22 protein-coding genes are annotated in these 22137 nt (G+C 53.6%); 18 read left to right on the plus strand and 4 right to left on the minus strand.

Annotation, left to right across the window (positions count from 1 at the left end; genetic code table 11):
• Window positions 1–44 precede the first annotated feature (44 nt).
• On the minus strand, window positions 45–407 hold the full coding sequence (queD, locus tag GHC22_RS04990) for a 6-carboxytetrahydropterin synthase QueD (protein ID WP_153752353.1): 363 nt from the start codon (window positions 405–407) through the stop codon (window positions 45–47).
• Between the two features lie 430 nt (window positions 408–837).
• Here queD and cysJ point away from each other — a divergent pair, with 430 nt between their 5' ends.
• The 3 genes from cysJ (at window position 838) to cysH (ending at window position 5167) form a co-directional block, all read left to right on the plus strand.
• Window positions 838–2637, plus strand: a complete 1800-nt coding sequence (gene cysJ / locus GHC22_RS04995; RefSeq protein WP_153752355.1) for an NADPH-dependent assimilatory sulfite reductase flavoprotein subunit — start codon at window positions 838–840, stop codon at window positions 2635–2637.
• Window positions 2637–4349, plus strand: a complete 1713-nt coding sequence (gene cysI / locus GHC22_RS05000) for an assimilatory sulfite reductase (NADPH) hemoprotein subunit (protein ID WP_153752357.1) — start codon at window positions 2637–2639, stop codon at window positions 4347–4349. Before cysJ ends, cysI begins: the two co-directional genes overlap by 1 nt.
• An 83-nt stretch (window positions 4350–4432) precedes the next feature.
• Window positions 4433–5167: a phosphoadenosine phosphosulfate reductase gene (gene cysH / locus GHC22_RS05005; RefSeq protein ID WP_048215654.1), complete on the plus strand. Its 735-nt coding sequence runs from the start codon at window positions 4433–4435 to the stop codon at window positions 5165–5167.
• A 45-nt stretch (window positions 5168–5212) separates the two neighbouring features.
• On the opposite strand, the gene GHC22_RS05010 is transcribed toward cysH, so the two are convergent.
• On the minus strand, window positions 5213–6256 hold the full coding sequence (locus GHC22_RS05010) for an aminopeptidase (RefSeq protein ID WP_008785678.1): 1044 nt from the start codon (window positions 6254–6256) through the stop codon (window positions 5213–5215).
• A 254-nt stretch (window positions 6257–6510) separates the two neighbouring features.
• Between GHC22_RS05010 and cysD the strand changes: the two genes are divergently transcribed.
• The 12 genes from cysD (at window position 6511) to rpoS (ending at window position 16337) form a co-directional block, all read left to right on the plus strand.
• Window positions 6511–7419 (plus strand): sulfate adenylyltransferase subunit CysD, encoded by a 909-nt coding sequence (gene cysD / locus GHC22_RS05015; protein WP_003034152.1) that lies wholly within the window; start codon window positions 6511–6513, stop codon window positions 7417–7419.
• Between the two features lie 9 nt (window positions 7420–7428).
• Window positions 7429–8856 (plus strand): sulfate adenylyltransferase subunit CysN, encoded by a 1428-nt coding sequence (cysN, locus tag GHC22_RS05020; RefSeq protein ID WP_153752360.1) that lies wholly within the window; start codon window positions 7429–7431, stop codon window positions 8854–8856.
• Window positions 8856–9461: an adenylyl-sulfate kinase gene (cysC, locus tag GHC22_RS05025; protein ID WP_048236672.1), complete on the plus strand. Its 606-nt coding sequence runs from the start codon at window positions 8856–8858 to the stop codon at window positions 9459–9461. Before cysN ends, cysC begins: the two co-directional genes overlap by 1 nt.
• A 47-nt stretch (window positions 9462–9508) precedes the next feature.
• Window positions 9509–9832 (plus strand): DUF3561 family protein, encoded by a 324-nt coding sequence (locus GHC22_RS05030; protein ID WP_060683318.1) that lies wholly within the window; start codon window positions 9509–9511, stop codon window positions 9830–9832.
• Window positions 9833–10046: 214 nt separating this feature from the next.
• On the plus strand, window positions 10047–10358 hold the full coding sequence (ftsB, locus tag GHC22_RS05035; RefSeq protein WP_003034163.1) for a cell division protein FtsB: 312 nt from the start codon (window positions 10047–10049) through the stop codon (window positions 10356–10358).
• Window positions 10359–10376: 18 nt separating this feature from the next.
• Window positions 10377–11072, plus strand: a complete 696-nt coding sequence (ispD, locus tag GHC22_RS05040) for a 2-C-methyl-D-erythritol 4-phosphate cytidylyltransferase (protein WP_003825722.1) — start codon at window positions 10377–10379, stop codon at window positions 11070–11072.
• Between the two features lie 55 nt (window positions 11073–11127).
• The gene (gene ispF / locus GHC22_RS05045) at window positions 11128–11607 is read left to right on the plus strand and encodes a 2-C-methyl-D-erythritol 2,4-cyclodiphosphate synthase (protein WP_003034167.1); all 480 of its coding nucleotides are present in this window, start codon (window positions 11128–11130) and stop codon (window positions 11605–11607) included.
• Window positions 11604–12653: a tRNA pseudouridine(13) synthase TruD gene (truD, locus tag GHC22_RS05050; RefSeq protein ID WP_153752361.1), complete on the plus strand. Its 1050-nt coding sequence runs from the start codon at window positions 11604–11606 to the stop codon at window positions 12651–12653. Before ispF ends, truD begins: the two co-directional genes overlap by 4 nt.
• Window positions 12634–13395, plus strand: coding sequence for a 5'/3'-nucleotidase SurE (gene surE / locus GHC22_RS05055; RefSeq protein ID WP_032944818.1), 762 nt, complete (start codon window positions 12634–12636; stop codon window positions 13393–13395). The genes truD and surE overlap by 20 nt, the downstream gene beginning before the upstream one ends.
• Window positions 13389–14015 carry a protein-L-isoaspartate(D-aspartate) O-methyltransferase gene (locus GHC22_RS05060; RefSeq protein ID WP_003034172.1) on the plus strand — a complete coding sequence of 209 codons (627 nt, stop codon included), beginning with the start codon at window positions 13389–13391 and terminating at the stop codon, window positions 14013–14015. The genes surE and GHC22_RS05060 overlap by 7 nt, the downstream gene beginning before the upstream one ends.
• Before the next feature lie 184 nt (window positions 14016–14199).
• On the plus strand, window positions 14200–15282 hold the full coding sequence (nlpD, locus tag GHC22_RS05065; RefSeq protein ID WP_228553236.1) for a murein hydrolase activator NlpD: 1083 nt from the start codon (window positions 14200–14202) through the stop codon (window positions 15280–15282).
• A gap of 62 nt (window positions 15283–15344) precedes the next feature.
• Entirely contained in the window at window positions 15345–16337 is a 993-nt protein-coding gene (rpoS, locus tag GHC22_RS05070; RefSeq protein ID WP_000081498.1) for an RNA polymerase sigma factor RpoS, read from the plus strand.
• 142 nt (window positions 16338–16479) lie between these two features.
• Here rpoS and GHC22_RS05075 read toward each other — a convergent pair whose 3' ends face one another.
• Entirely contained in the window at window positions 16480–16884 is a 405-nt protein-coding gene (locus GHC22_RS05075) for a MarR family winged helix-turn-helix transcriptional regulator (protein WP_100271962.1), read from the minus strand.
• 160 nt (window positions 16885–17044) lie between these two features.
• On the opposite strand from GHC22_RS05075, the gene GHC22_RS05080 reads away from it, so the two are divergent.
• From GHC22_RS05080 to GHC22_RS05090, 3 genes are read left to right on the plus strand one after another with little or no spacing between them, the layout of a single operon-like run.
• Window positions 17045–17638 (plus strand): non-oxidative hydroxyarylic acid decarboxylases subunit B, encoded by a 594-nt coding sequence (locus GHC22_RS05080; RefSeq protein ID WP_032944815.1) that lies wholly within the window; start codon window positions 17045–17047, stop codon window positions 17636–17638.
• Window positions 17638–19065 carry a non-oxidative hydroxyarylic acid decarboxylases subunit C gene (locus GHC22_RS05085; RefSeq protein ID WP_048215658.1) on the plus strand — a complete coding sequence of 476 codons (1428 nt, stop codon included), beginning with the start codon at window positions 17638–17640 and terminating at the stop codon, window positions 19063–19065. Before GHC22_RS05080 ends, GHC22_RS05085 begins: the two co-directional genes overlap by 1 nt.
• Before the next feature lie 10 nt (window positions 19066–19075).
• Window positions 19076–19312: a non-oxidative hydroxyarylic acid decarboxylases subunit D gene (locus tag GHC22_RS05090; protein ID WP_032944812.1), complete on the plus strand. Its 237-nt coding sequence runs from the start codon at window positions 19076–19078 to the stop codon at window positions 19310–19312.
• 93 nt (window positions 19313–19405) lie between these two features.
• On the opposite strand, the gene mutS is transcribed toward GHC22_RS05090, so the two are convergent.
• On the minus strand, window positions 19406–21973 hold the full coding sequence (gene mutS / locus GHC22_RS05095) for a DNA mismatch repair protein MutS (protein ID WP_048236664.1): 2568 nt from the start codon (window positions 21971–21973) through the stop codon (window positions 19406–19408).
• Window positions 21974–22137: the final 164 nt, after the last annotated feature.

The following is a 22137-nucleotide window of genomic DNA, read 5'->3' on the forward strand; positions in this document are numbered from 1 at the left end:
GTTGCAGGCCGGATAAGACGCATTGCCATCCGGCAAGCCTATAATCACTCGCTGCGGTATACGCAGCCCGCTGTGCAGGTCTCTTTCACCATTACGGCACTCAGCAGAGGGACCACAGGTTTAACCTGATCCCAAATCCATTTGGCCAGCACTTCGCTGGTTGGATTTTCTAAGCCAGGAATATCGTTCAAATAGTAGTGATCGAGTCTGTCGTAAGTCGGCTTAAACGCGGCTTTTAACTCAGCAAAATCCATGATCCAACCGGTATGCGGATCGACTTCACCGGTAATTTCAAGACGCACCATAAATGAGTGACCATGCAGGCGGCCACACTTATGCCCTTCCGGTACATGCGGCAGGTGGTGAGCGGCTTCGAAGGTGAAATCTTTAAACAAGGTGGTGGACATTTTTTACTCTCAAGAATGCGAAAAACCGCGGTAGGGTACCGTAAAGAGCAAATTTTATCATTATTTATACACGTCATTCTTTAAGCTGCTTCTTTGTTGGCTGCCTTTGCTCGCCCCAGTCACTTACTCATGTAAGCTCCTGGGGACTTGCTCAGTTGCCGCCTCGATGCATCTTAAATTATTTAGTGTATAAAAGGATGCTCAGTACTAAAGCTACGTATTCATACGATCAATATTAGTTAATTATTTATATATCAAATGCTTATATAATCTGTTTTGCAGTTAATAACTATAACTAAAACAGGTTAGTCCATTTGGTTATTTGTTATTTCCATCCCTTCTTTAATTGTTACTATCCCCGCCGTTAACCTTATCTTCAGTTTGGGTTTTATTGCTGAAATCCGCTTTGCTTACTGGAACATGACAACGCATGACGACACAGGCCCCACCTTCCGCTTTGCTACCGCTAAACCCGGAGCAACTGGCACGCCTTCAGGCGGCCACTACCGATTTCACTCCCGCACAGCTTGCGTGGGTTTCTGGCTATTTTTGGGGCGTGCTGAATCAGCAGCCTGGCAGCAACGCGGTGGCGCCTGCGCCTGTCGCTGAAATGCCTGGCATTACGCTTATCTCCGCCTCGCAAACCGGTAATGCGCGCCGTGTGGCGGAAGCCCTGCGCGATGATCTGATCGCCGCGAAGCTCAACGTCACTCTCATCAACGCTGGCGACTATAAATTCAAACAAATCGCCAATGAAAAACTGCTGATCGTGGTGGCGTCGACGCAAGGGGAAGGTGAACCGGCGGAAGAAGCCGTGGCGTTGCATAAATTCCTGTTCTCGAAAAAAGCGCCGAAGCTTGATAACACCGCTTTTGCTGTGTTTGGTCTTGGCGATACCTCTTATGAGTTTTTCTGCCAGGCAGGAAAAGACTTCGATGCGAAACTGGCTGAGCTGGGTGGTGAACGTCTGCTCGATCGTGTAGATGCCGACGTCGAATACCAGGCCGCCGCCGCGCAGTGGCGTGCTCGCCTTGTTGATGTTCTGAAAGCGCGTGCGCCTGCTGCACCGTCTGTGCAAGTTGCCGCGAGCGGTGCAGTAAATGAAGTACACACCAGCCCATACACCAAAGAAGCGCCACTGACGGCGTCCCTTGCGGTGAATCAGAAAATTACCGGCCGCGACTCTGAAAAAGACGTGCGCCATATTGAAATTGATTTAGGCGATTCCGGCCTGCGTTATCAGCCGGGCGATGCGCTGGGCGTCTGGTATCAGAATGACCCGGCTCTGGTTAAAGAACTGGTTGAACTGCTGTGGCTGAAAGGTGATGAGCCGGTCACGGTTGAAGGCAAAACCCTGTCGCTCGCTGAAGCGTTGCAGTGGCATTTCGAGCTGACGGTTAACACCGGCAATATCGTAGAGAACTATGCCACCTTAACCCGCAGCGAAACTTTGCTGCCGTTAGTGGGTGACAAAGCACAGTTGCAGCATTACGCCGCAACCACGCCCATCGTCGATATGGTGCGCTTCTCTCCGGCACAACTGGATGCTCAGGCGTTAGTTGAACTGCTGCGTCCGCTGACGCCGCGTTTGTACTCCATTGCCTCTTCCCAGGCGGAAGTGGAAAGGGAAGTGCACGTCACCGTGGGCGTGGTGCGTTATGAGATAGAAGGTCGCGCCCGTGCTGGTGGTGCTTCCAGTTTCCTCGCCGACCGCGTGGAAGAAGAAGGTGAAGTTCGCGTGTTCATTGAACACAACGACAACTTCCGTCTGCCTGCGAACCCACAGACGCCGGTAATTATGATTGGACCGGGTACGGGGATTGCGCCGTTCCGTGCATTCATGCAGCAACGTGCGGCTGACGGAGCCGAAGGCAAAAACTGGCTGTTTTTTGGTAACCCACACTTTACCGAAGATTTCCTGTATCAGGTGGAATGGCAGCGTTACGTCAAAGAGGGCGTACTGAGCCGTATCGATCTCGCCTGGTCCCGCGATCAAAAAGAAAAAGTCTACGTACAAGATAAACTGCGCCAACAGGGCGCGGAACTGTGGCGCTGGATTAACGACGGTGCGCACATTTATGTCTGTGGCGACGCCAATCGCATGGCGAAAGACGTTGAGCAGGCGTTGTTGGAAGTGATTGCCGAATTCGGTGGTATGGATATCGAAGCGGCGGATGAATTTTTAAGTGAGCTGCGCATTGAGCGCCGTTATCAGCGAGATGTCTACTAATGAGCGAAAAACATCCAGGACCATTGGTGGTCGAAGGCAAACTGTCCGACGCTGAGCGTATGAAGCTGGAAAGCAACTATCTGCGCGGTACCATTGCCGAAGATTTAAACGACGGCCTGACCGGCGGGTTTAAAGGCGACAACTTCCTGCTGATCCGTTTTCACGGTATGTACCAGCAGGACGACCGCGATATCCGCGCCGAACGTGCCGAGCAAAAGCTGGAGCCGCGTCACGCTATGCTGCTGCGCTGTCGTCTGCCGGGTGGGGTGATCACCACCAAACAGTGGCAGGCGATCGACAAGTTCGCCCATGACAACACCATATACGGCAGCATTCGTCTGACCAACCGTCAGACCGTCCAGTTTCACGGCATTCTGAAGAAGAATGTTAAGCCGGTACACCAGATGCTGCATTCAGTCGGGCTTGACGCTCTGGCGACCGCCAACGACATGAACCGTAACGTGCTGTGCACCTCCAACCCGTATGAATCTGAGCTGCACGCCGAAGCCTACGAGTGGGCGAAAAAGATCTCCGAACATCTGCTGCCGCGTACCCGCGCCTATGCAGAGATCTGGCTGGATCAGGAAAAAGTCGCGACCACCGACGAAGAGCCGATCCTCGGTCAAACCTATCTGCCGCGTAAGTTTAAAACCACGGTCGTGATCCCACCGCAGAACGACATCGATCTGCACGCCAACGACATGAACTTCGTGGCGATTGCGGAAAACGGCAAGCTGGTGGGCTTTAACCTGCTGGTGGGCGGCGGTCTGTCCATCGAGCACGGTAACAAGAAAACCTACGCCCGCACAGCAAGCGAATTCGGCTATCTGCCGCTTGAGCATACGCTGGCGGTCGCGGAAGCGGTGGTGACGACTCAGCGCGACTGGGGTAACCGTACCGATCGTAAAAACGCCAAAACCAAATACACGCTGGAACGCGTAGGCGTTGAGACCTTTAAAGCTGAAGTTGAGCGCCGGGCGGGGATCAAGTTTGAGCCGATCCGTCCGTACGAGTTTACCGGTCGCGGCGATCGTATCGGCTGGGTGAAAGGGATCGACAATAAATGGCATCTGACGTTGTTTATTGAAAACGGCCGTATCCTCGATTATCCGGGCCGACCGCTGAAAACCGGTCTGCTTGAGATCGCGAAGATCCACAAAGGTGAGTTCCGCATTACCGCGAACCAGAACCTGATCATTGCCGGTGTTCCTGAGAGTGAAAAGGCGAAGATCGAGAAGATTGCGCAGAAGAGTGGCTTAATGAACGCAGTCACTCCGCAGCGTGAAAACTCGATGGCCTGCGTCTCGTTCCCGACCTGTCCGCTGGCGATGGCGGAAGCCGAGCGCTTCCTGCCAACGTTTATCGACAACATCGACACGCTGATGGCGAAGCACAGCCTGAGTGATGAAAACATTGTCATGCGTGTGACCGGCTGCCCGAACGGTTGTGGTCGTGCGATGCTGGCGGAAGTTGGTCTGGTGGGTAAAGCACCCGGGCGTTACAACCTCCATTTAGGGGGCAACCGTATCGGAACTCGCATTCCCCGGATGTTTAAAGAGAACATCACCGAGCCGGAAATTCTGGCATCGCTGGATGAACTGATTGGGCGCTGGGCGAAAGAGCGCGAAGCGGGTGAAGGCTTCGGTGACTTTACGGTGCGTGCGGGCATTATTCGCCCGGTGCTCGATCCCGCCCGGGATTTCTGGGAATAATGTGAAATTGACTTATCGGGTCTGCTGAATCGGTAGGCCTGATAAGCGCAGCGCCATCAGGCAAGGCAAACAGTGAGGAACTTATGTCCAAACTCGATCTCAACGCGTTGAACGAACTGCCGAAAGTTGAACGCGTTATGGCGTTGGCACAAACCAACGACCAACTGGAAAAATTGAGCGCCGAGGATCGCGTAGCGTGGGCGCTGGAAAACCTGCCTGGTGAATATGTACTGTCATCAAGTTTTGGTATCCAGGCGGCAGTGAGCCTGCATTTGGTAAATCAGATTCGCCCGGATATCCCGGTGATCCTCACCGATACTGGCTATTTGTTCCCGGAAACCTATCAGTTCATTGATGAGTTAACGGACAAGCTTAAGCTTAATCTGCAAGTCTACCGGGCAAAGGAAAGTGCGGCCTGGCAGGAAGCACGCTACGGCAAACTGTGGGAGCAGGGCGTTGAAGGCATTGAAAAATACAATGACATCAACAAAGTCGAGCCGATGAACCGGGCGCTGCAGGAGCTGAACGCGCAAACCTGGTTTGCCGGTCTGCGTCGAGAGCAATCGGGCAGTCGTGCGCATTTGCCGGTGCTGGCTATCCAGCGCGGCGTGTTTAAAGTTCTGCCGATCATCGACTGGGATAACCGTACGGTTTACCAGTATCTGCAAAAACACGGTTTGAAATACCATCCGTTGTGGGATCAGGGCTATCTGTCGGTAGGCGATACCCACACCACCCGCAAATGGGAGCCGGGTATGGCGGAAGAAGAGACGCGTTTCTTCGGATTGAAGCGCGAGTGCGGACTGCACGAAGGGTAACAGGAAAGGGGGCCGGTAAGATTTACATCCTACCGGATCCCTTCTTCAGGATTTACCCGCTTTTGCCAGTTCTTTTACCAGCGGCAGCATAATGCGTACCACGTCGCGGCTACGGTGCTCTATCCGGCCTGGTAACGCTTTATCGATATGCTGTTGGTTATCCAGTCGCACGTCGTGCCAGCTGTTGCCTGCCGGGAAAGAGGCGCTTTTGGCGCGCTGCTGATAGCCATCTTTCTTGCCCAGGTTCCAGTTGGTCGCTTCAACTGAAAGAACGGCAATCCCCGCGTTGTCGAAGACCTCTGCATCGTTACAACATCCAGTGCCTTTCGGATAGTCTTTGTTCAGACCTGGATTGGTGCTGGCAACGATACCGCGGCTGTGCGCGATAGCCAGTGCCCGGTCGCGCGTCAGTTTTCGCACCGCTTCCGGGGTTTTCTTACCGCTATTGAAATAGAGCTTATCGCCGACGATCAGGTTATCGAGGTTGATAACCAGCAGCGTGTTTTTCTTCTCGGCGGCGCTCATTCGCTTCAGGATGTTCTCCGCGCCCAGTTTGCCTTCTTCCTCGCCGCTGGTGGCGATAAATCGAATACCGTACTGTGTCGGCACGTTTTTGAGTTTTTCCGCCAGTTCCAGCATTACGCCAACACCTGCGGCGTTGTCATCGATACCTTGCAGGGTTAATCCACCCAGATTGGCATCGGAGTCGGCGTCGCTTTGTGCGGCGTAGGTGTCGAGGTGCGCCATAATAATAATCTGCTGCGGCGCTTTGCCTTCATGTGCAGCAATAACGGTGCTTCCCGTTACGTTATGCCAGTTTTTACGGTTATCTTTGGCGGTATAAACATAACGGCTATTAAACGTTCGAATATCGCTGCTATAACCCATCTGCTGAAATTGTTGACGTATATAATCAGCAGACAACATTTCTGCTGGAGATCCCGTCACGCGGCCTGGGAAAAACGTTGCGATATATCGAGCCTGGGTATTTGCGATATCTCCGGGCTTCGAAGATGTTGCCTGTGCGGGAAGGATGAAGCACGCGCCGAGCGCCAGGGCGGTAGTCAGGTGGCGCAATGCGGAAAACATAGTGAGTCCTTAAATACCAAGCAGAAATTTTCAGCCGCTAGTATGAAACCGTGATCGAGGTAAAACAATTTCATTTGCTCTTAAATGCCCGAATTCCGGTAGCTTAAGCACTTTTTGATATTTGCTTTTCCGGATCGTTATTCCTTTGAGGAACTACTCATTCCAATTCGTAATTTCATTCGCCCCCTTGCCCTCCCTATAGTCAGGTTATCTGAGCATCGTTAGCAAAATAACGGCATTACATAGGAACGGTTATGGATCAAAAACGACTTACCCACCTGCGGCAACTGGAAGCGGAAAGCATCCATATCATTCGTGAGGTGGCCGCCGAGTTTTCTAATCCGGTGATGATGTATTCCATCGGCAAAGATTCCAGCGTAATGCTGCATCTGGCGCGTAAAGCGTTTTATCCGGGCACGCTGCCGTTCCCATTGCTGCACGTTGATACCGGCTGGAAATTCAGCGAAATGTACGAGTTTCGTGACCGCACGGCGAAAGCCTACGGCTGCGAACTGCTGGTGCATAAAAACCCGGAAGGGGTGGCGATGGGCATCAACCCGTTTGTCCACGGTAGCGCCAAGCATACCGACATTATGAAAACTGAAGGGCTGAAGCAGGCACTGAATAAATACGGTTTCGATGCCGCGTTTGGCGGTGCTCGTCGTGACGAAGAGAAATCGCGTGCCAAAGAGCGTATTTACTCTTTCCGCGATCGTTTTCATCGCTGGGATCCTAAAAATCAGCGCCCGGAGCTGTGGCACAACTACAACGGGCAGATTAACAAAGGCGAAAGTATTCGCGTCTTCCCGCTCTCTAACTGGACTGAACAGGATATCTGGCAGTACATCTGGCTGGAAAATATCGACATCGTGCCGCTGTATCTGGCGGCGGAGCGTCCGGTGCTGGAACGCGACGGCATGCTGATGATGATTGATGACGACAGAATCGATCTGCAACCCGGTGAAGTGATTAAAAAACGCATGGTGCGTTTCCGTACGCTCGGTTGCTGGCCGCTGACAGGCGCGGTGGAGTCGAATGCGCAGACGCTGCCGGAAATTATCGAAGAGATGCTGGTTTCAACCACCAGTGAACGTCAGGGCCGCGTGATTGACCGCGACCAGGCGGGCTCCATGGAGCTGAAGAAACGTCAGGGGTATTTCTAAGGAGCCGCCATGAACACGACACTTGCACAACAAATTGCTAATGAAGGCGGCGTTGAAGCCTGGATGGTTGCCCAGCAACACAAAAGTCTGCTGCGCTTTTTAACCTGCGGTAGCGTGGATGATGGGAAAAGTACCCTGATTGGCCGCCTGCTGCACGACACGCGTCAGATTTATGAAGACCAGCTTTCATCGCTGCACAATGACAGTAAACGTCACGGCACTCAGGGCGAAAAGCTTGATCTGGCGTTATTGGTTGACGGCTTGCAGGCCGAGCGTGAGCAGGGCATCACCATCGACGTGGCGTATCGTTATTTCTCTACCGAGAAGCGTAAATTTATTATTGCGGACACTCCCGGGCATGAGCAGTACACCCGTAACATGGCGACCGGTGCGTCGACCTGCGACCTGGCGATCCTACTGATCGATGCGCGTAAAGGCGTGCTGGATCAGACTCGTCGTCATAGCTTTATCTCCACGTTGCTTGGGATCAAACACCTGGTAGTGGCGATCAACAAAATGGATCTGGTGGACTTTAGCGAAGAGACATTTAACCGCATTCGCGAAGACTATCTTACTTTTGCTGAACAACTGCCGGGCAACCTGGATATCCGGTTTGTGCCGCTCTCTGCGCTGGAAGGCGATAACGTGGCTTCGCAAAGCGCCAGTATGCCGTGGTACAGCGGTCCGACGCTGCTGGAAGTGCTGGAGACCGTTGAGATCCAGCGCATTGTTGATACTCAGCCGATGCGCTTCCCGGTGCAGTATGTGAACCGACCGAATCTGGATTTCCGTGGTTATGCCGGAACGCTGGCCTCCGGTAGCGTGAAGGTCGGACTGCGCGTCAAAGTGCTGCCGTCCGGCGTTGAGTCGAGCGTGGCGCGGATCGTAACCTTTGATGGCGATTTACAGGAAGCGCATGCGGGTGAAGCGATCACCCTGGTGCTGAAAGATGAGATCGATATTAGCCGGGGCGACCTGTTACTTGATGCCGGTGAAACGCTGCCGACAGTACAAAGCGCAGCTGTTGATGTGGTGTGGATGGCGGAACAACCGTTGTCGCCAGGGCAGAGCTACGACATAAAAGTCGCGGGCAAGAAGACCCGCGCACGCGTAGATAGCGTGCAGTATCAGGTCGATATTAATAACCTGACCCAACGTGACGTTGAAGCGCTACCGCTGAACGGTATCGGTCTGGTTAATCTGACTTTTGATGAGCCGCTGGTGCTGGATACCTATCAGCAGAATCCGGTTACGGGCGGGCTGATTATCATTGACCGCCTGACCAACGTTACCGTTGGCGCGGGACTGGTGCGTGAGCCAATCGTCCAGGAGCTTGCCACAGCTTCTCAGTTCAGCGCGTTTGAGCTGGAGCTTAATGCACTGGTGCGTCGCCACTTCCCACACTGGGGTGCGCGCGATCTGCTGGGAGGAAAATAATGGCGCTGCATGACGAAAACGTCGTCTGGCATGCCCATCCTGTTACACCGCAACAGCGGGAACAACGCCACGGTCATCGTGGTGTTGTGCTGTGGTTTACCGGGCTGTCAGGTTCCGGTAAATCCACGGTAGCAGGGGCTCTGGAAGAGGCGCTGCATAAGCTAGGGGTGAGCACCTATCTGCTGGATGGCGATAACGTGCGTCACGGTCTGTGCAGCGATCTTGGGTTTAGCGATGCCGATCGTAAGGAGAATATTCGTCGGGTTGGTGAAGTGGCTAACCTGATGGTAGACGCCGGCCTGGTGGTGTTGACTGCGTTTATCTCTCCACATCGCGCCGAGCGAAAAATGGTTCGCGAGCGCGTGGGCCAAGGGCGTTTTATTGAGGTTTTTGTCGATACGCCATTAGCAACGTGCGAAGCACGCGATCCAAAAGGGCTGTATAAAAAAGCGCGATCGGGGGAGTTGCGCAATTTCACCGGAATTGACTCGGTTTACGAAGCGCCTGAATCGCCAGAGATTCATCTTGATGGTGAACAATTGGTAACAAATTTGGTTCCTCAATTATTAGACCTGCTGAGGCAGGAAGATATTATCAGATCCTGAGACACCCGAGCTTGCATGCCCGGTCAGTCACGGTCACAGGATTAGATATGCGTAACAGCCATAACATTACTATTACAGAGTCAGATACCTTCGCTGCCGACGACGAAACTACCTGGTCACTCCCAGGAGCCGTGGTCGGTTTTGTCGCGTGGTTGCTGGCGCTGGGATTCCCATGTCTGATGTATGGCCCTAACACACTGTTTTTCTTCCTCTATACCTGGCCCTTTTTCCTCGCGTTGTTGCCCGTGGCGATTGTCGCGGGTATTGCCCTGCATTCGCTATTGAAGGGGCGGTTGCTGCTGAGTATTACCTGTACCCTGCTGGTGGTTGGCGCAATGTTTGGCGCACTGTTCCTGTGGCTACTGGGTTAGGCATACGTCCTTTCACGCGATCGCCGCTGTTGTTCACTGTCTGGCCATAATTCAAACCGTAACCAACAATGAGATTATGTTCTCCTTACATGGGGTATACGTAACAACGGGCAAATGTGGTACATTTGCCCGCGTTGTCGCGGCATTCCCGTCCGTTGATGTAAAGTTGTCAGCGGAGTTTATGGGATGTTGATGCCGTTTTTCAGGGGGCAGGATGGGTAAACTTACGTTGCTGTTGCTGGCTTTATTAGTCTGGCTACAGTATTCGCTGTGGTTCGGTAAGAACGGCATACATGACTATAGTCGCGTCAACGATGATGTTGCGGCGCAGCAAGCTACAAACGCGAAACTGAAAGCGCGTAACGATCAGCTTTTTGCCGAAATTGACGATCTCAATGGCGGGCAAGAGGCTATCGAAGAGCGCGCGCGTAACGAACTCAGTATGACTAAGCCAGGCGAAACCTTTTATCGTCTGGTGCCTGACGCGTCTAAACGCGCTCAGACTGCAGGGCAAAACAATCGATAAACCGTCCAGGGATTTAACATGGCAGCCACTTTAATGGACGTTTGCGCCGTGGTGCCGGCTGCCGGGTTTGGCCGCCGAATGCAAACAGAGTGTCCTAAGCAGTACCTCTCTATTGGCAATAAAACCATTCTCGAACACTCGGTTGATGCGCTGCTGGCTCATCCCCGGGTGACGCGAGTCGTCATCGCTATTAGCCCAGGCGACAGTCGCTTTGCCCAACTTCCACTCGCAGCGCACCCGCAAATTACCGTGGTGGATGGTGGCAACGAGCGTGCCGATTCTGTCCTTGCTGGTTTGCAAGCCGCAGGTGAGGCCAGTTGGGTACTGGTGCATGATGCCGCGCGTCCGTGCCTGCATCAGGAAGATTTATCTCGTTTGCTGGCAATAAGTGAAACCAGCCGCATCGGTGGGATCCTTGCCGCGCCGGTGCGCGACACGATGAAACGCGCGGAGCCGGGCCGAACAGACATCGCCCATACGGTCGATCGCACCGATTTATGGCATGCGTTGACGCCGCAGTTTTTCCCTCGCGAGCTGTTGCATGACTGTCTGACCCGTGCGCTAAACGAAGGCGCAACCATTACGGACGAAGCCTCGGCGCTTGAATATTGCGGTTTTCATCCGCTGCTGGTCGAAGGACGCGCTGACAACATTAAAGTCACCCGCCCGGAAGACCTGGCGCTGGCGGAATTTTATCTGACCCGAACTATCTAGATACATCATTCTTCAGGCTGCCTGGAGGATGTTGTGTATATCAGGAGAAGGCATAATGCGAATTGGACACGGTTTCGACGTACACGCTTTTGGCGGAGTTGGCCCAATTATCATTGGTGGTGTGCGCATCCCGTATGAAAAAGGATTGCTGGCGCATTCTGATGGCGACGTGGCGTTACACGCGTTAACCGATGCACTGCTGGGCGCGGCTGCGCTGGGGGATATCGGTAAACTCTTCCCGGACACCGACCCGGCCTTTAAAGGTGCAGATAGTCGTGAATTATTGCGAGAAGCCTGGCGGCGTATTCAGGCCAAAGGCTATACGCTTGGTAATGTGGATGTGACGATTATTGCTCAGGCGCCGAAGATGCTGCCGCACATTCCGCAAATGCGCGTGTTTATTGCCGAAGATCTCGGCTGCCATATGGATGATGTTAACGTGAAAGCGACCACCACGGAAAAACTCGGTTTTACCGGGCGTGGGGAAGGGATTGCCTGTGAAGCGGTGGCGTTACTCATTAAGGCAACGAAATGACTGCGTTTGAAGATCTGACGTATCTCCATGGCAAACCACAAGGCCATGGCGTTCTGAAAGCGAATCCGGAAGACTTTGTCGTCGTCGAAGATTTAGGCTTCGAACCGGATGGCGAAGGCGAGCACATTTTGGTGCGTATCCTGAAAAACGGCTGTAATACCCGTTTTGTGGCTGACGCGCTGGCGAAGTTCCTGAAAATTCACGCCCGTGAAGTGAGCTTTGCTGGCCAGAAAGACAAGCATGCAGTCACGGAACAGTGGCTGTGCGCGCGCGTGCCGGGCAATGCAATGCCTGATTTAAGCAAATTTGAACTCGAAGGCTGTAAAGTGCTGGAGTACGCGCGCCACAAGCGTAAGCTGCGTTTAGGGGCGCTGAAAGATAACGAATTTACGCTGGTGCTGCGTGAAGTGAGCCAGCGAAATGACGTTGAAGCGCGTTTGCAGGCGATTAGCGAGCGCGGCGTACCGAACTATTTTGGCGCTCAGCGTTTTGGTATTGGCGGCAGCAACCTGCAAGGGGCGCTGCGCTGGGCGCAAAGCGATGCGCCGGTGCGCGATCGCAATAAGCGCAGTTTTTGGTTGTCGGCGGCCCGTAGCGCGTTGTTTAATCAGATAGTCAGTGAACGCTTGAAAAAAACAGACTTTAATCAAGTTGTTGACGGCGATGCGCTACAATTGTCGGGACGCGGAAGTTGGTTTGTCGCCACGCAGGAAGAACAGACCGAATTACAGCGTCGCGTCGATGATAAAGAATTGATGATTACAGCGGCATTACCGGGCAGCGGTGAGTGGGGAACTCAGCGCGACGCGCTGGCGTTTGAAGAAGCCGCTATTGCTGATGAAACCGCGCTGCAATCGCTGTTGTTGCGCGAGAAAGTCGACGCATCGCGTCGTGCTATGTTGCTGTATCCACAACAATTAAGCTGGAACTGGTGGGATGACGTAACCGTTGAGTTACGTTTCTGGCTACCGGCAGGTAGCTTCGCCACCAGTGTTGTAAGGGAACTTATTAACACAATGGGTGATTATGCGTATATTGCTGAGTAACGATGATGGGGTCCACGCACCCGGTATACAAACGCTGGCGAAAGCGCTGCGTGAGTTTGCTGACGTACAGGTGGTTGCCCCGGATCGTAACCGCAGTGGCGCGTCTAACTCGCTGACGCTGGAATCCTCACTTCGCACGTTCACCTATGAAAACGGTGATATCGCCGTACAAATGGGTACACCTACCGATTGCGTCTATCTGGGCGTGAACGCATTAATGCGTCCGCGTCCGGACATTGTCGTGTCTGGTATTAACGCAGGTCCTAATCTGGGCGATGATGTTATCTATTCCGGTACCGTTGCGGCGGCGATGGAAGGTCGTCACCTGGGCTTTCCTGCGCTGGCGGTCTCACTTGATGGGCATAAACACTACGATACTGCTGCCGCAGTAACCTGCCGTATCTTACGGGCGCTGAGTCGCGAACCGCTGCGCACCGGGCGCATTTTGAATATCAACGTGCCGGATTTACCGCTGGATCAGATTAAAGGTATCCGCGTCACCCGCTGCGGTAGCCGCCATCCTGCGGATCAGGTGATCCCACAGCAGGATCCGCGCGGTAATACGCTGTACTGGATCGGGCCGCCGGGCGAAAAGTGCGACGCCGGACCGGATACTGATTTTGCCGCCGTCGATGAAGGCTATGTTTCCATTACGCCGCTGCATGTCGATTTAACCGCATATGGCGCGCATGAAGTTGTTTCTGACTGGTTAGACAGCGTGGGAGCCGACACGCAATGGTAAGCAGACGCGTACACACTCTTCTTGAACAATTACGTGCGCAGGGCATCAGAGATGAGCTTGTTCTCGATGCACTTGCCGCCGTGCCGCGTGAAAAATTCATTGATGAGGCGTTTGAACATAAGGCCTGGGACAATATTGCTCTGCCGATTGGTCAGGGGCAGACGATTTCGCAGCCCTATATGGTTGCGCGGATGACCGAGCTGCTTGAGTTAACGCCGCAGTCCCGGGTGCTGGAAATTGGTACCGGCTCTGGCTACCAAACGGCGATTCTGGCGCACTTGGTGCATCATGTGTGCTCTGTTGAGCGCATTAAAGGTTTGCAGTGGCAGGCGCGTCGTCGACTTAAACAGCTTGATTTACATAATGTTTCTACCCGTCATGGTGATGGATGGCAGGGCTGGCAAGCGCGAGCCCCGTTTGACGCTATCATTGTTACGGCAGCGCCGCCTGAGATCCCAACTGCGCTAATGATGCAGTTGGATGAAGGCGGCATTCTCGTCTTACCCGTGGGCGACGAGCACCAGTTTCTGAAACGGGTGCGTCGTCGGGGAGGCGAATTTATTATCGATACCGTGGAGGCCGTACGTTTCGTTCCCTTAGTAAAAGGGGAGCTTGCGTAGATACAGGCAATGAATACCTGGAGTTTTCCTGGATATTCTGGAATTAGTAAGCGTATCGTGGTCACGTTTCCAGTGCCCAGTCCGATGCCTTGCACGGTGATTACGTCACTGGTTTTAACCAAATTTTCCTGGGGGATAAATGAGCGCGGGAAGCCACAAATTTACCGTCCGCCGCATTGCGGCATTGTCACTGGTTTCATTATGGCTGGCAGGTTGTTCAAATACCTCGAATCCACCTGCACCGGTCAGTTCCGTTGATGGCGGTGCATCAACGAACACCAATTCCGGCATGCTGATTACGCCTCCACCAAAAATGGGCTCGACGTCGACAGTACAGCAAACGCCACAGATCCAGCCGGTGCAGCGTCAGACCACACAGTCAACACAGATCCAGCCTGTTGCGGAACAGCCTGTGCAGATGGAAAACGGTCGTATTGTGTACAACCGTAAGTATGGGAACATTCCGAAAGGTAGCTATACGGGCGGCAGTACCTATACTGTTAAGAAAGGCGATACTCTTTTCTATATCGCCTGGATTACCGGGAACGATTTCCGTGATCTCGCACAACGCAATAACGTTCCGGCCCCGTATGGCCTGAATGTCGGTCAAACTCTGCAAGTGGGCAACGCGTCGGGTACACCGATTACTGGTGGTAATGCTATTACCCAGGCGGATGCAGCACAGCAAGGAGTTGTGACCAACCCTGCACAAAATTCCACCGTTGCTGTTGCTTCGAAACCAACAATTACGTATTCTGAGGATTCAGGTGAACAAAGTGCTAATAAAATGTTGCCGAACAACAAGCCTGCTGGGACCGTTGTCACAGCGCCTGTAACGGCTCCAGCAGTTAGCGCAACCGAATCAACTGCAAGCTCAACGTCAACCAGCTCGCCAATCTCTACCTGGCGCTGGCCGACTGACGGCAAAGTAATCGAAAACTTCGCGGCTACTGAAGGTGGCAATAAAGGGATCGATATTGCAGGCAGTAAAGGACAGGCTATTGTCGCGACCGCAGATGGACGCGTCGTATATGCCGGTAACGCACTGCGCGGTTACGGTAATCTTATTATCATCAAACATAACGATGATTACCTGAGTGCCTACGCCCATAACGATACAATGCTGGTCCGGGAACAACAAGAAATCAAGGCGGGGCAGAAAATAGCTACCATGGGTAGCACCGGAACCAGTTCAACACGCTTGCATTTTGAAATTCGTTACAAGGGGAAATCCGTAAACCCGCTGCGCTATTTACCGCAGCGATAATTCGGCGGAACCAGGCTTTCACGTGCTAGTTCCGTTAGGGATCACGGGTAGGAGCCACCTTTATGAGTCAGAATACGCTGAAAGTTCATGATTTAAATGAAGATGCGGAATTTGATGAGAACGGAGTAGAGGCTTTTGATGAAAAAGCCTTGAGTGAAGAGGAACCCAGTGATAACGACCTGGCTGAAGAAGAGCTGTTATCGCAGGGGGCCACACAGCGTGTGTTGGACGCGACTCAGCTTTACCTTGGTGAGATTGGTTATTCACCACTGTTAACAGCCGAAGAAGAAGTTTATTTTGCGCGTCGCGCACTGCGTGGGGATGTCGCTTCTCGCCGTCGCATGATTGAAAGTAACCTGCGTCTGGTGGTGAAAATTGCTCGTCGTTATGGCAATCGTGGTCTGGCATTGCTGGACCTGATTGAAGAGGGCAATTTGGGACTGATCCGTGCCGTCGAGAAGTTTGACCCGGAACGCGGGTTCCGCTTCTCAACATACGCAACTTGGTGGATCCGCCAGACGATCGAACGGGCGATTATGAACCAAACCCGTACGATCCGACTGCCGATCCACATTGTAAAAGAGCTGAACGTCTATCTGCGTACCGCGCGTGAGTTGTCGCATAAACTGGACCACGAACCGAGCGCAGAAGAGATTGCTGAACAACTGGATAAACCGGTTGATGACGTCAGCCGTATGCTCCGACTCAACGAGCGTATTACCTCGGTAGACACCCCGCTGGGTGGCGATTCCGAAAAAGCGTTGCTGGATATTCTGGCCGATGAAAAGGAAAACGGCCCGGAAGACACCACGCAAGACGATGATATGAAACAGAGCATCGTCAAATGGCTGTTCGAACTGAACGCCAAACAGCGTGAAGTGCTGGCACGTCGTTTTGGTCTGCTGGGGTACGAAGCTGCGACACTGGAAGATGTGGGCCGTGAAATTGGTCTCACCCGTGAACGTGTTCGCCAGATTCAGGTTGAAGGTCTGCGTCGTCTGCGTGAAATCCTGCAGACTCAGGGACTGAATATCGAAGCGCTATTCCGCGAGTAAGCACAAGTTCTATCAAGAAAGGCCAGTCTCATTGGGACTGGCCTTTTTCTATGTTTGTTGCCTGATGGCACTGCGTTTATCAGGCCTACGGGGAGCAGGACTTTGTAGGCCGGATAAGACATTTATGTCGCCATCCGGCAGATTAGTTCATCATCTTACGCACCAGACGTGTGAACTGCTCGCGTTCTTCTTCGCTAAGTCTGCCCAGAAACTCATCATCCACACTATCGCCTAACGGAGTTGCGCTGGCCAGTAATGCTTCTCCTTGCGCGGTCAAATAAACAAACCGTCGACGCTTATCTGCCGGGTCATGTTCACGCCTGACCAGCTCCCGTTTTTCCATTCGGCTCAGCATTTCCGCAAGGGTTGCCTTGGTACAGACTGCGGCTTCGGTCAGGGCGACCTGCTCAATGCCGGGACGTTCAGCAATGGCGCGCATCACCGCATACTGTGGTTTGGTCAGGTCCGGTAATTCATGTTGCCAGCGGGACGTATGCTGCTGGAAGAGCTGACGTAAAAGGTGAAATGCTTTATTTCGTAACGGCATGAGCGCTCCGGAATTCCTGTCAGTCTCTATCATAGCGGGTTACGCATCTTTTTTTAACAATTGCGGCTTTAGCGATCTGTGCTCGATGACCTTGCCCGAAATGTTATGTGAGAGTATTTTAACCAAAATGTTCGTACACGAACAAAAATTGAGAGGCTAAATGAGACTGATTGTCGGAATGACCGGGGCAACCGGCGCGCCACTTGGTGTGTCGCTATTGCAGGCGCTGCGAGAAATGCCCGAGGTGGAAACCCATCTGGTGCTGTCAAAGTGGGCCAAAACCACTATTGAACTGGAAACGCCGTACAGCGTCCGTGATGTGTCTGCGTTGGCCGATTATTGCCACAACCCGGCGGACCAGTCGGCAACCATCTCCTCTGGATCGTTTCGTACTGACGGCATGATCATTATCCCCTGCAGTATGAAAACCCTGGCCGGTATTCGTGCAGGCTACGCGGAAGGGCTGGTGGGGCGCGCTGCTGATGTGGTGCTGAAAGAAGGGCGCAAGCTGGTTCTGGTTCCGCGTGAAATGCCGCTTAGCACGATTCATCTGGAAAACATGCTCGCACTTTCCCGCATGGGCGTGGCGATGGTCCCGCCGATGCCCGCGTATTACAACCACCCGCAAACGGTCGATGACATTACGCAGCATATCGTTGCGCGTGTGCTCGATCAGTTTGGTCTGGGACATCCCAACGCCCGTCGCTGGCAGGGTTTACGGCAGGCGCAGAATTTTTCACAGGAGAATGAATAATGGCATTTGATGATTTGCGCAGCTTTTTACAGGCGCTGGACGACCAGGGACAATTGCTGAAAATCAGTGAAGAAGTCAACGCTGAGCCGGATCTGGCTGCGGCAGCCAATGCGACCGGACGCATTGGTGACGGTGCGCCAGCGCTGTGGTTTGACAATATTCGTGGTTTTACCGATGCCCGCGTGGCGATGAACACTATTGGTTCGTGGCAGAATCATGCCATCTCTTTAGGCCTGCCGCCAAATACTCCGGTGAAAAAACAGATTGATGAGTTTATTCGCCGTTGGGATAAATTTCCGGTTACGCCGGAGCGTCGCGCCAATCCGGCGTGGGCTGAAAACTGTGTTGATGGTGATGAGATCAACCTGTTTGATATTCTGCCGCTGTTTCGCCTGAACGATGGCGACGGCGGTTTCTATCTTGATAAAGCCTGCGTGGTGTCGCGCGATCCGCTGGATCCGGACAACTTTGGCAAACAGAACGTCGGCATTTATCGTATGGAGGTGAAGGGCAAACGCAAGCTTGGCCTACAGCCAGTGCCGATGCACGATATCGCGCTGCACCTGCATAAAGCCGAAGAGCGCGGTGAAGATCTGCCGATTGCCATCACGCTGGGTAACGATCCGATCATTACCCTGATGGGGGCCACGCCGCTGAAGTACGATCAGTCGGAATACGAAATGGCGGGAGCGCTGCGTGAAAGTCCGTATCCGATCGCTACCGCGCCGCTCACCGGCTTTGACGTGCCATGGGGTTCAGAAGTGATCCTCGAAGGGGTCATTGAAGGTCGTAAGCGTGAAATCGAAGGGCCGTTTGGCGAGTTTACCGGGCACTATTCCGGTGGACGTAATATGACGGTCGTGCGTATCGATAAAGTCTCTTATCGCACCAAACCTATTTTTGAATCGCTGTATCTGGGGATGCCGTGGACGGAGATTGACTACCTGATGGGTCCGGCAACCTGCGTACCGCTGTATCAACAGTTGAAAGCCGAATTCCCGGAGGTGCAGGCGGTGAATGCCATGTATACCCACGGTTTGCTGGCGATTATCTCCACCAAAAAACGCTACGGCGGCTTTGCCCGCGCGGTGGGGCTGCGCGCAATGACGACGCCGCATGGCCTGGGTTACGTGAAAATGGTGATTATGGTTGATGAGGATGTTGATCCGTTCAACCTGCCGCAGGTGATGTGGGCGCTGTCTTCGAAGGTCAATCCGGCGGGCGATCTGGTGCAATTGCCGAATATGTCGGTGCTGGAGCTTGATCCGGGTTCCAGTCCGGCGGGGATTACCGACAAGTTAATTATTGATGCGACCACGCCGGTTGCGCCGGATAACCGTGGGCACTATAGCCAGCCGGTATGTGATTTACCGGAAACGAAAGCCTGGGCAGAAAAACTGACCGCCATGCTGGCTAACCGTAAATAAGGAGTAGCAGATGATTTGTCCACGTTGTGCCGATGAACATATTGAAGTGATGGCAAACTCGCCGGTAAAAGGAGTCTGGACGGTATATCAGTGCCAGCATTGTCTATACACCTGGCGTGATACTGAGCCGCTACGCCGTACCAGCCGCGAGCACTACCCGCAAGCGTTTCGCATGACGCAGAAGGATATTGATGACGCACCGATGGTGCCGAGTATTCCACCGCTGCTGGCAGAAGATAAGCGCTAATACAACTCGCCGGGTGCGGCTTTGCCTTACCCGGCCTACATATAGCGATATTTTGAAGGCCCGATAAGCGTATCACTATCGGGCATTACGGCGTTACACCAGACTCTTCAACCGGTAGATCCACTCCAGCGCCTGGCGAGGCGTTAGCGAATCCGGGTCGAGATTTTCCAGTGCTTCAACGGCGGGCGACGTTTCTTCCGGAGCTGACAGGAGCGACATCTGTGTGCCGTCGACCTGAGTTGCAGCAACATTCGGCGCGATGCTTTCCAGTTCGCGCAGTTTTTGCCGCGCGCGTTTAATAACCTCTTTTGGTACACCTGCCAGGGCAGCTACCGCCAGACCATAGCTCTTGCTCGCCGCACCATCCTGTACGCTGTGCATGAAGGCGATGGTATCGCCGTGCTCTAACGCATCAAGATGCACATTTGCTACGCCTTCCATTTTCTCCGGTAACTGAGTCAGTTCGAAGTAGTGGGTGGCAAACAACGTTAATGCTTTGATTTTATTGGCCAGATTTTCCGCGCACGCCCACGCCAGCGACAGGCCGTCGTAGGTGGAGGTGCCGCGTCCAATCTCATCCATCAGCACCAGGCTGTTCTCGGTGGCGTTATGCAGAATGTTGGCGGTTTCGGTCATTTCTACCATGAAGGTGGAACGACCGGAGGCCAGATCATCCGCCGCGCCCACGCGGGTAAAGATGCGGTCGATAGGCCCGATCTCCACTTTCTGCGCCGGAACGTAGCTGCCTATGTAGGCCAGCAGCGCAATTAACGCAGTCTGGCGCATATAGGTACTTTTACCCCCCATGTTCGGGCCGGTGATAATCAGCATCCGTCGCTGAGGCGAGAGGTTAAGTGGGTTGGCGATAAACGGCTCGGTCAGCACCTGTTCAACCACCGGATGACGTCCCTCGGTAATACGAATACCAGGCTTGTCGGTGAAGGTCGGGCAGGTGTAATTCAGGGTATAAGCGCGTTCCGCAAGGTTGACCAGTACGTCCAGCTCTGCCAGCGCACTGGCGCTTTGTTGCAAATCAGCCAGGTGCGGCAGCAGCATGTCGAACAGCTCATCGTACAGCTGTTTTTCCAGCGCCAGCGCTTTGCCTTTTGATGTCAGAACTTTGTCTTCGTACTCTTTCAGCTCCGGAATAATGTAGCGTTCGGCGTTTTTCAGCGTCTGGCGACGCACATAGTTAATCGGCGCCAGATGACTTTGCCCGCGACTGATCTGAATGTAGTAGCCGTGAACGGCGTTAAACCCAACCTTCAGCGTATCAAGGCCGGTGCGCTCGCGCTCACGGATTTCCAGTCTGTCCAGATAGTCAGTTGCGCCATCAGCCAGCGCTCGCCACTCGTCCAGTTCTTCGTTATAGCCGGGGGCGATGACGCCACCGTCGCGAACCAGCACAGGTGGAGCTTCCACTACGGCACGTTCCAGCAGTTCACGCAGCTCAGCAAACTCACCCATTTTCTCGCGCAGCATCTGTACGGGAGCACTGTCTACGCTTTCCAGTTGTGCGCGCAGTTCCGGTAATTGCTGGAATGCATGACGCATACGGGCCAGATCGCGCGGGCGCGCGGTACGCAGGGCCAGACGTGCAAGGATACGTTCAAGATCGCCGACCTGACGCAGCACGGGTTGCAATTCACCGGTGGAATCCTGTAGCGCGCCGATGGTCTGTTGGCGCTCAGTGAGGACTCTGGTGTCACGGACCGGCATATGCAGCCAGCGTTTGAGCATACGGCTGCCCATCGGCGTCACGGTGCAGTCGAGTACTGAAGCCAGCGTGTTTTCAACACCGCCCGCCAGGTTCTGGGTAATTTCCAGATTGCGGCGCGTGGCGGCATCCATAATGATGCTGTCCTGCTGACGTTCCATGGTGATGGAACGAATATGCGGCAGCGAGGTACGCTGGGTATCTTTTACGTATTGCAGCAGGCAGCCTGCCGCGCATAATCCACGCGGGGCGTTTTCCACGCCAAAGCCAATCAGATCCCGTGTGCCAAACTGCAGGTTTAGCTGCTGGCGAGCGGTATCGATTTCAAATTCCCATAGTGGACGACGACGTAATCCGCGACGTCCCTCAATCAGTGAAGTTTCAGCGAAATCTTCGGCATACAGCAGTTCAGCTGGATTGGTGCGCTGCAATTCTGCGGCCATGGTCTCGCGGTCGGCGGGTTCGCTAACACGAAAACGCCCGGAGCTGATATCCAGCGTGGCGTAACCATAACCTTTACTGTCCTGCCAGATAGCGGCCAGCAGGTTGTCCTGGCGTTCCTGTAACAGCGCTTCATCACTGATGGTGCCTGGCGTGACGATACGCACCACTTTGCGCTCGACCGGACCTTTGCTGGTCGCCGGATCGCCAATCTGTTCACAAATAGCGACGGATTCACCCTGGTTGACCAGCTTGGCGAGGTAGTTTTCTACCGCATGGTGAGGAATGCCCGCCATCGGGATTGGCTCGCCCGCAGACGCGCCGCGTTTGGTCAGGGAGATATCAAGCAGCTGAGACGCACGTTTCGCATCGTCATAAAACAGTTCGTAAAAGTCGCCCATGCGGTAAAACAACAGTATCTCCGGGTGCTGGGCTTTCAGCTTGAGATACTGCTGCATCATTGGGGTGTGGTTCGTGAAGTCCGTATCAAGTGACTCTTTCATATCGCTTTTGCTCTTTTTTTAATCTTTTTGGGGACCTGGGCAGTCTCACGTGAGCCCCTGGAAACTCACATAAACCCACAAATTTGTCATTCGAAAGCCGCCTGATGGGCAGTAACGACGAGCGTTGGCTCGACCTGAATGGTCTATCTTATCACCGACAACGA

Origin of the sequence: Citrobacter sp. H12-3-2, from assembly GCF_009649895.1 — a bacterium.
GTDB classification, from domain to species: Bacteria; Pseudomonadota; Gammaproteobacteria; order Enterobacterales; family Enterobacteriaceae; genus Citrobacter; species Citrobacter portucalensis.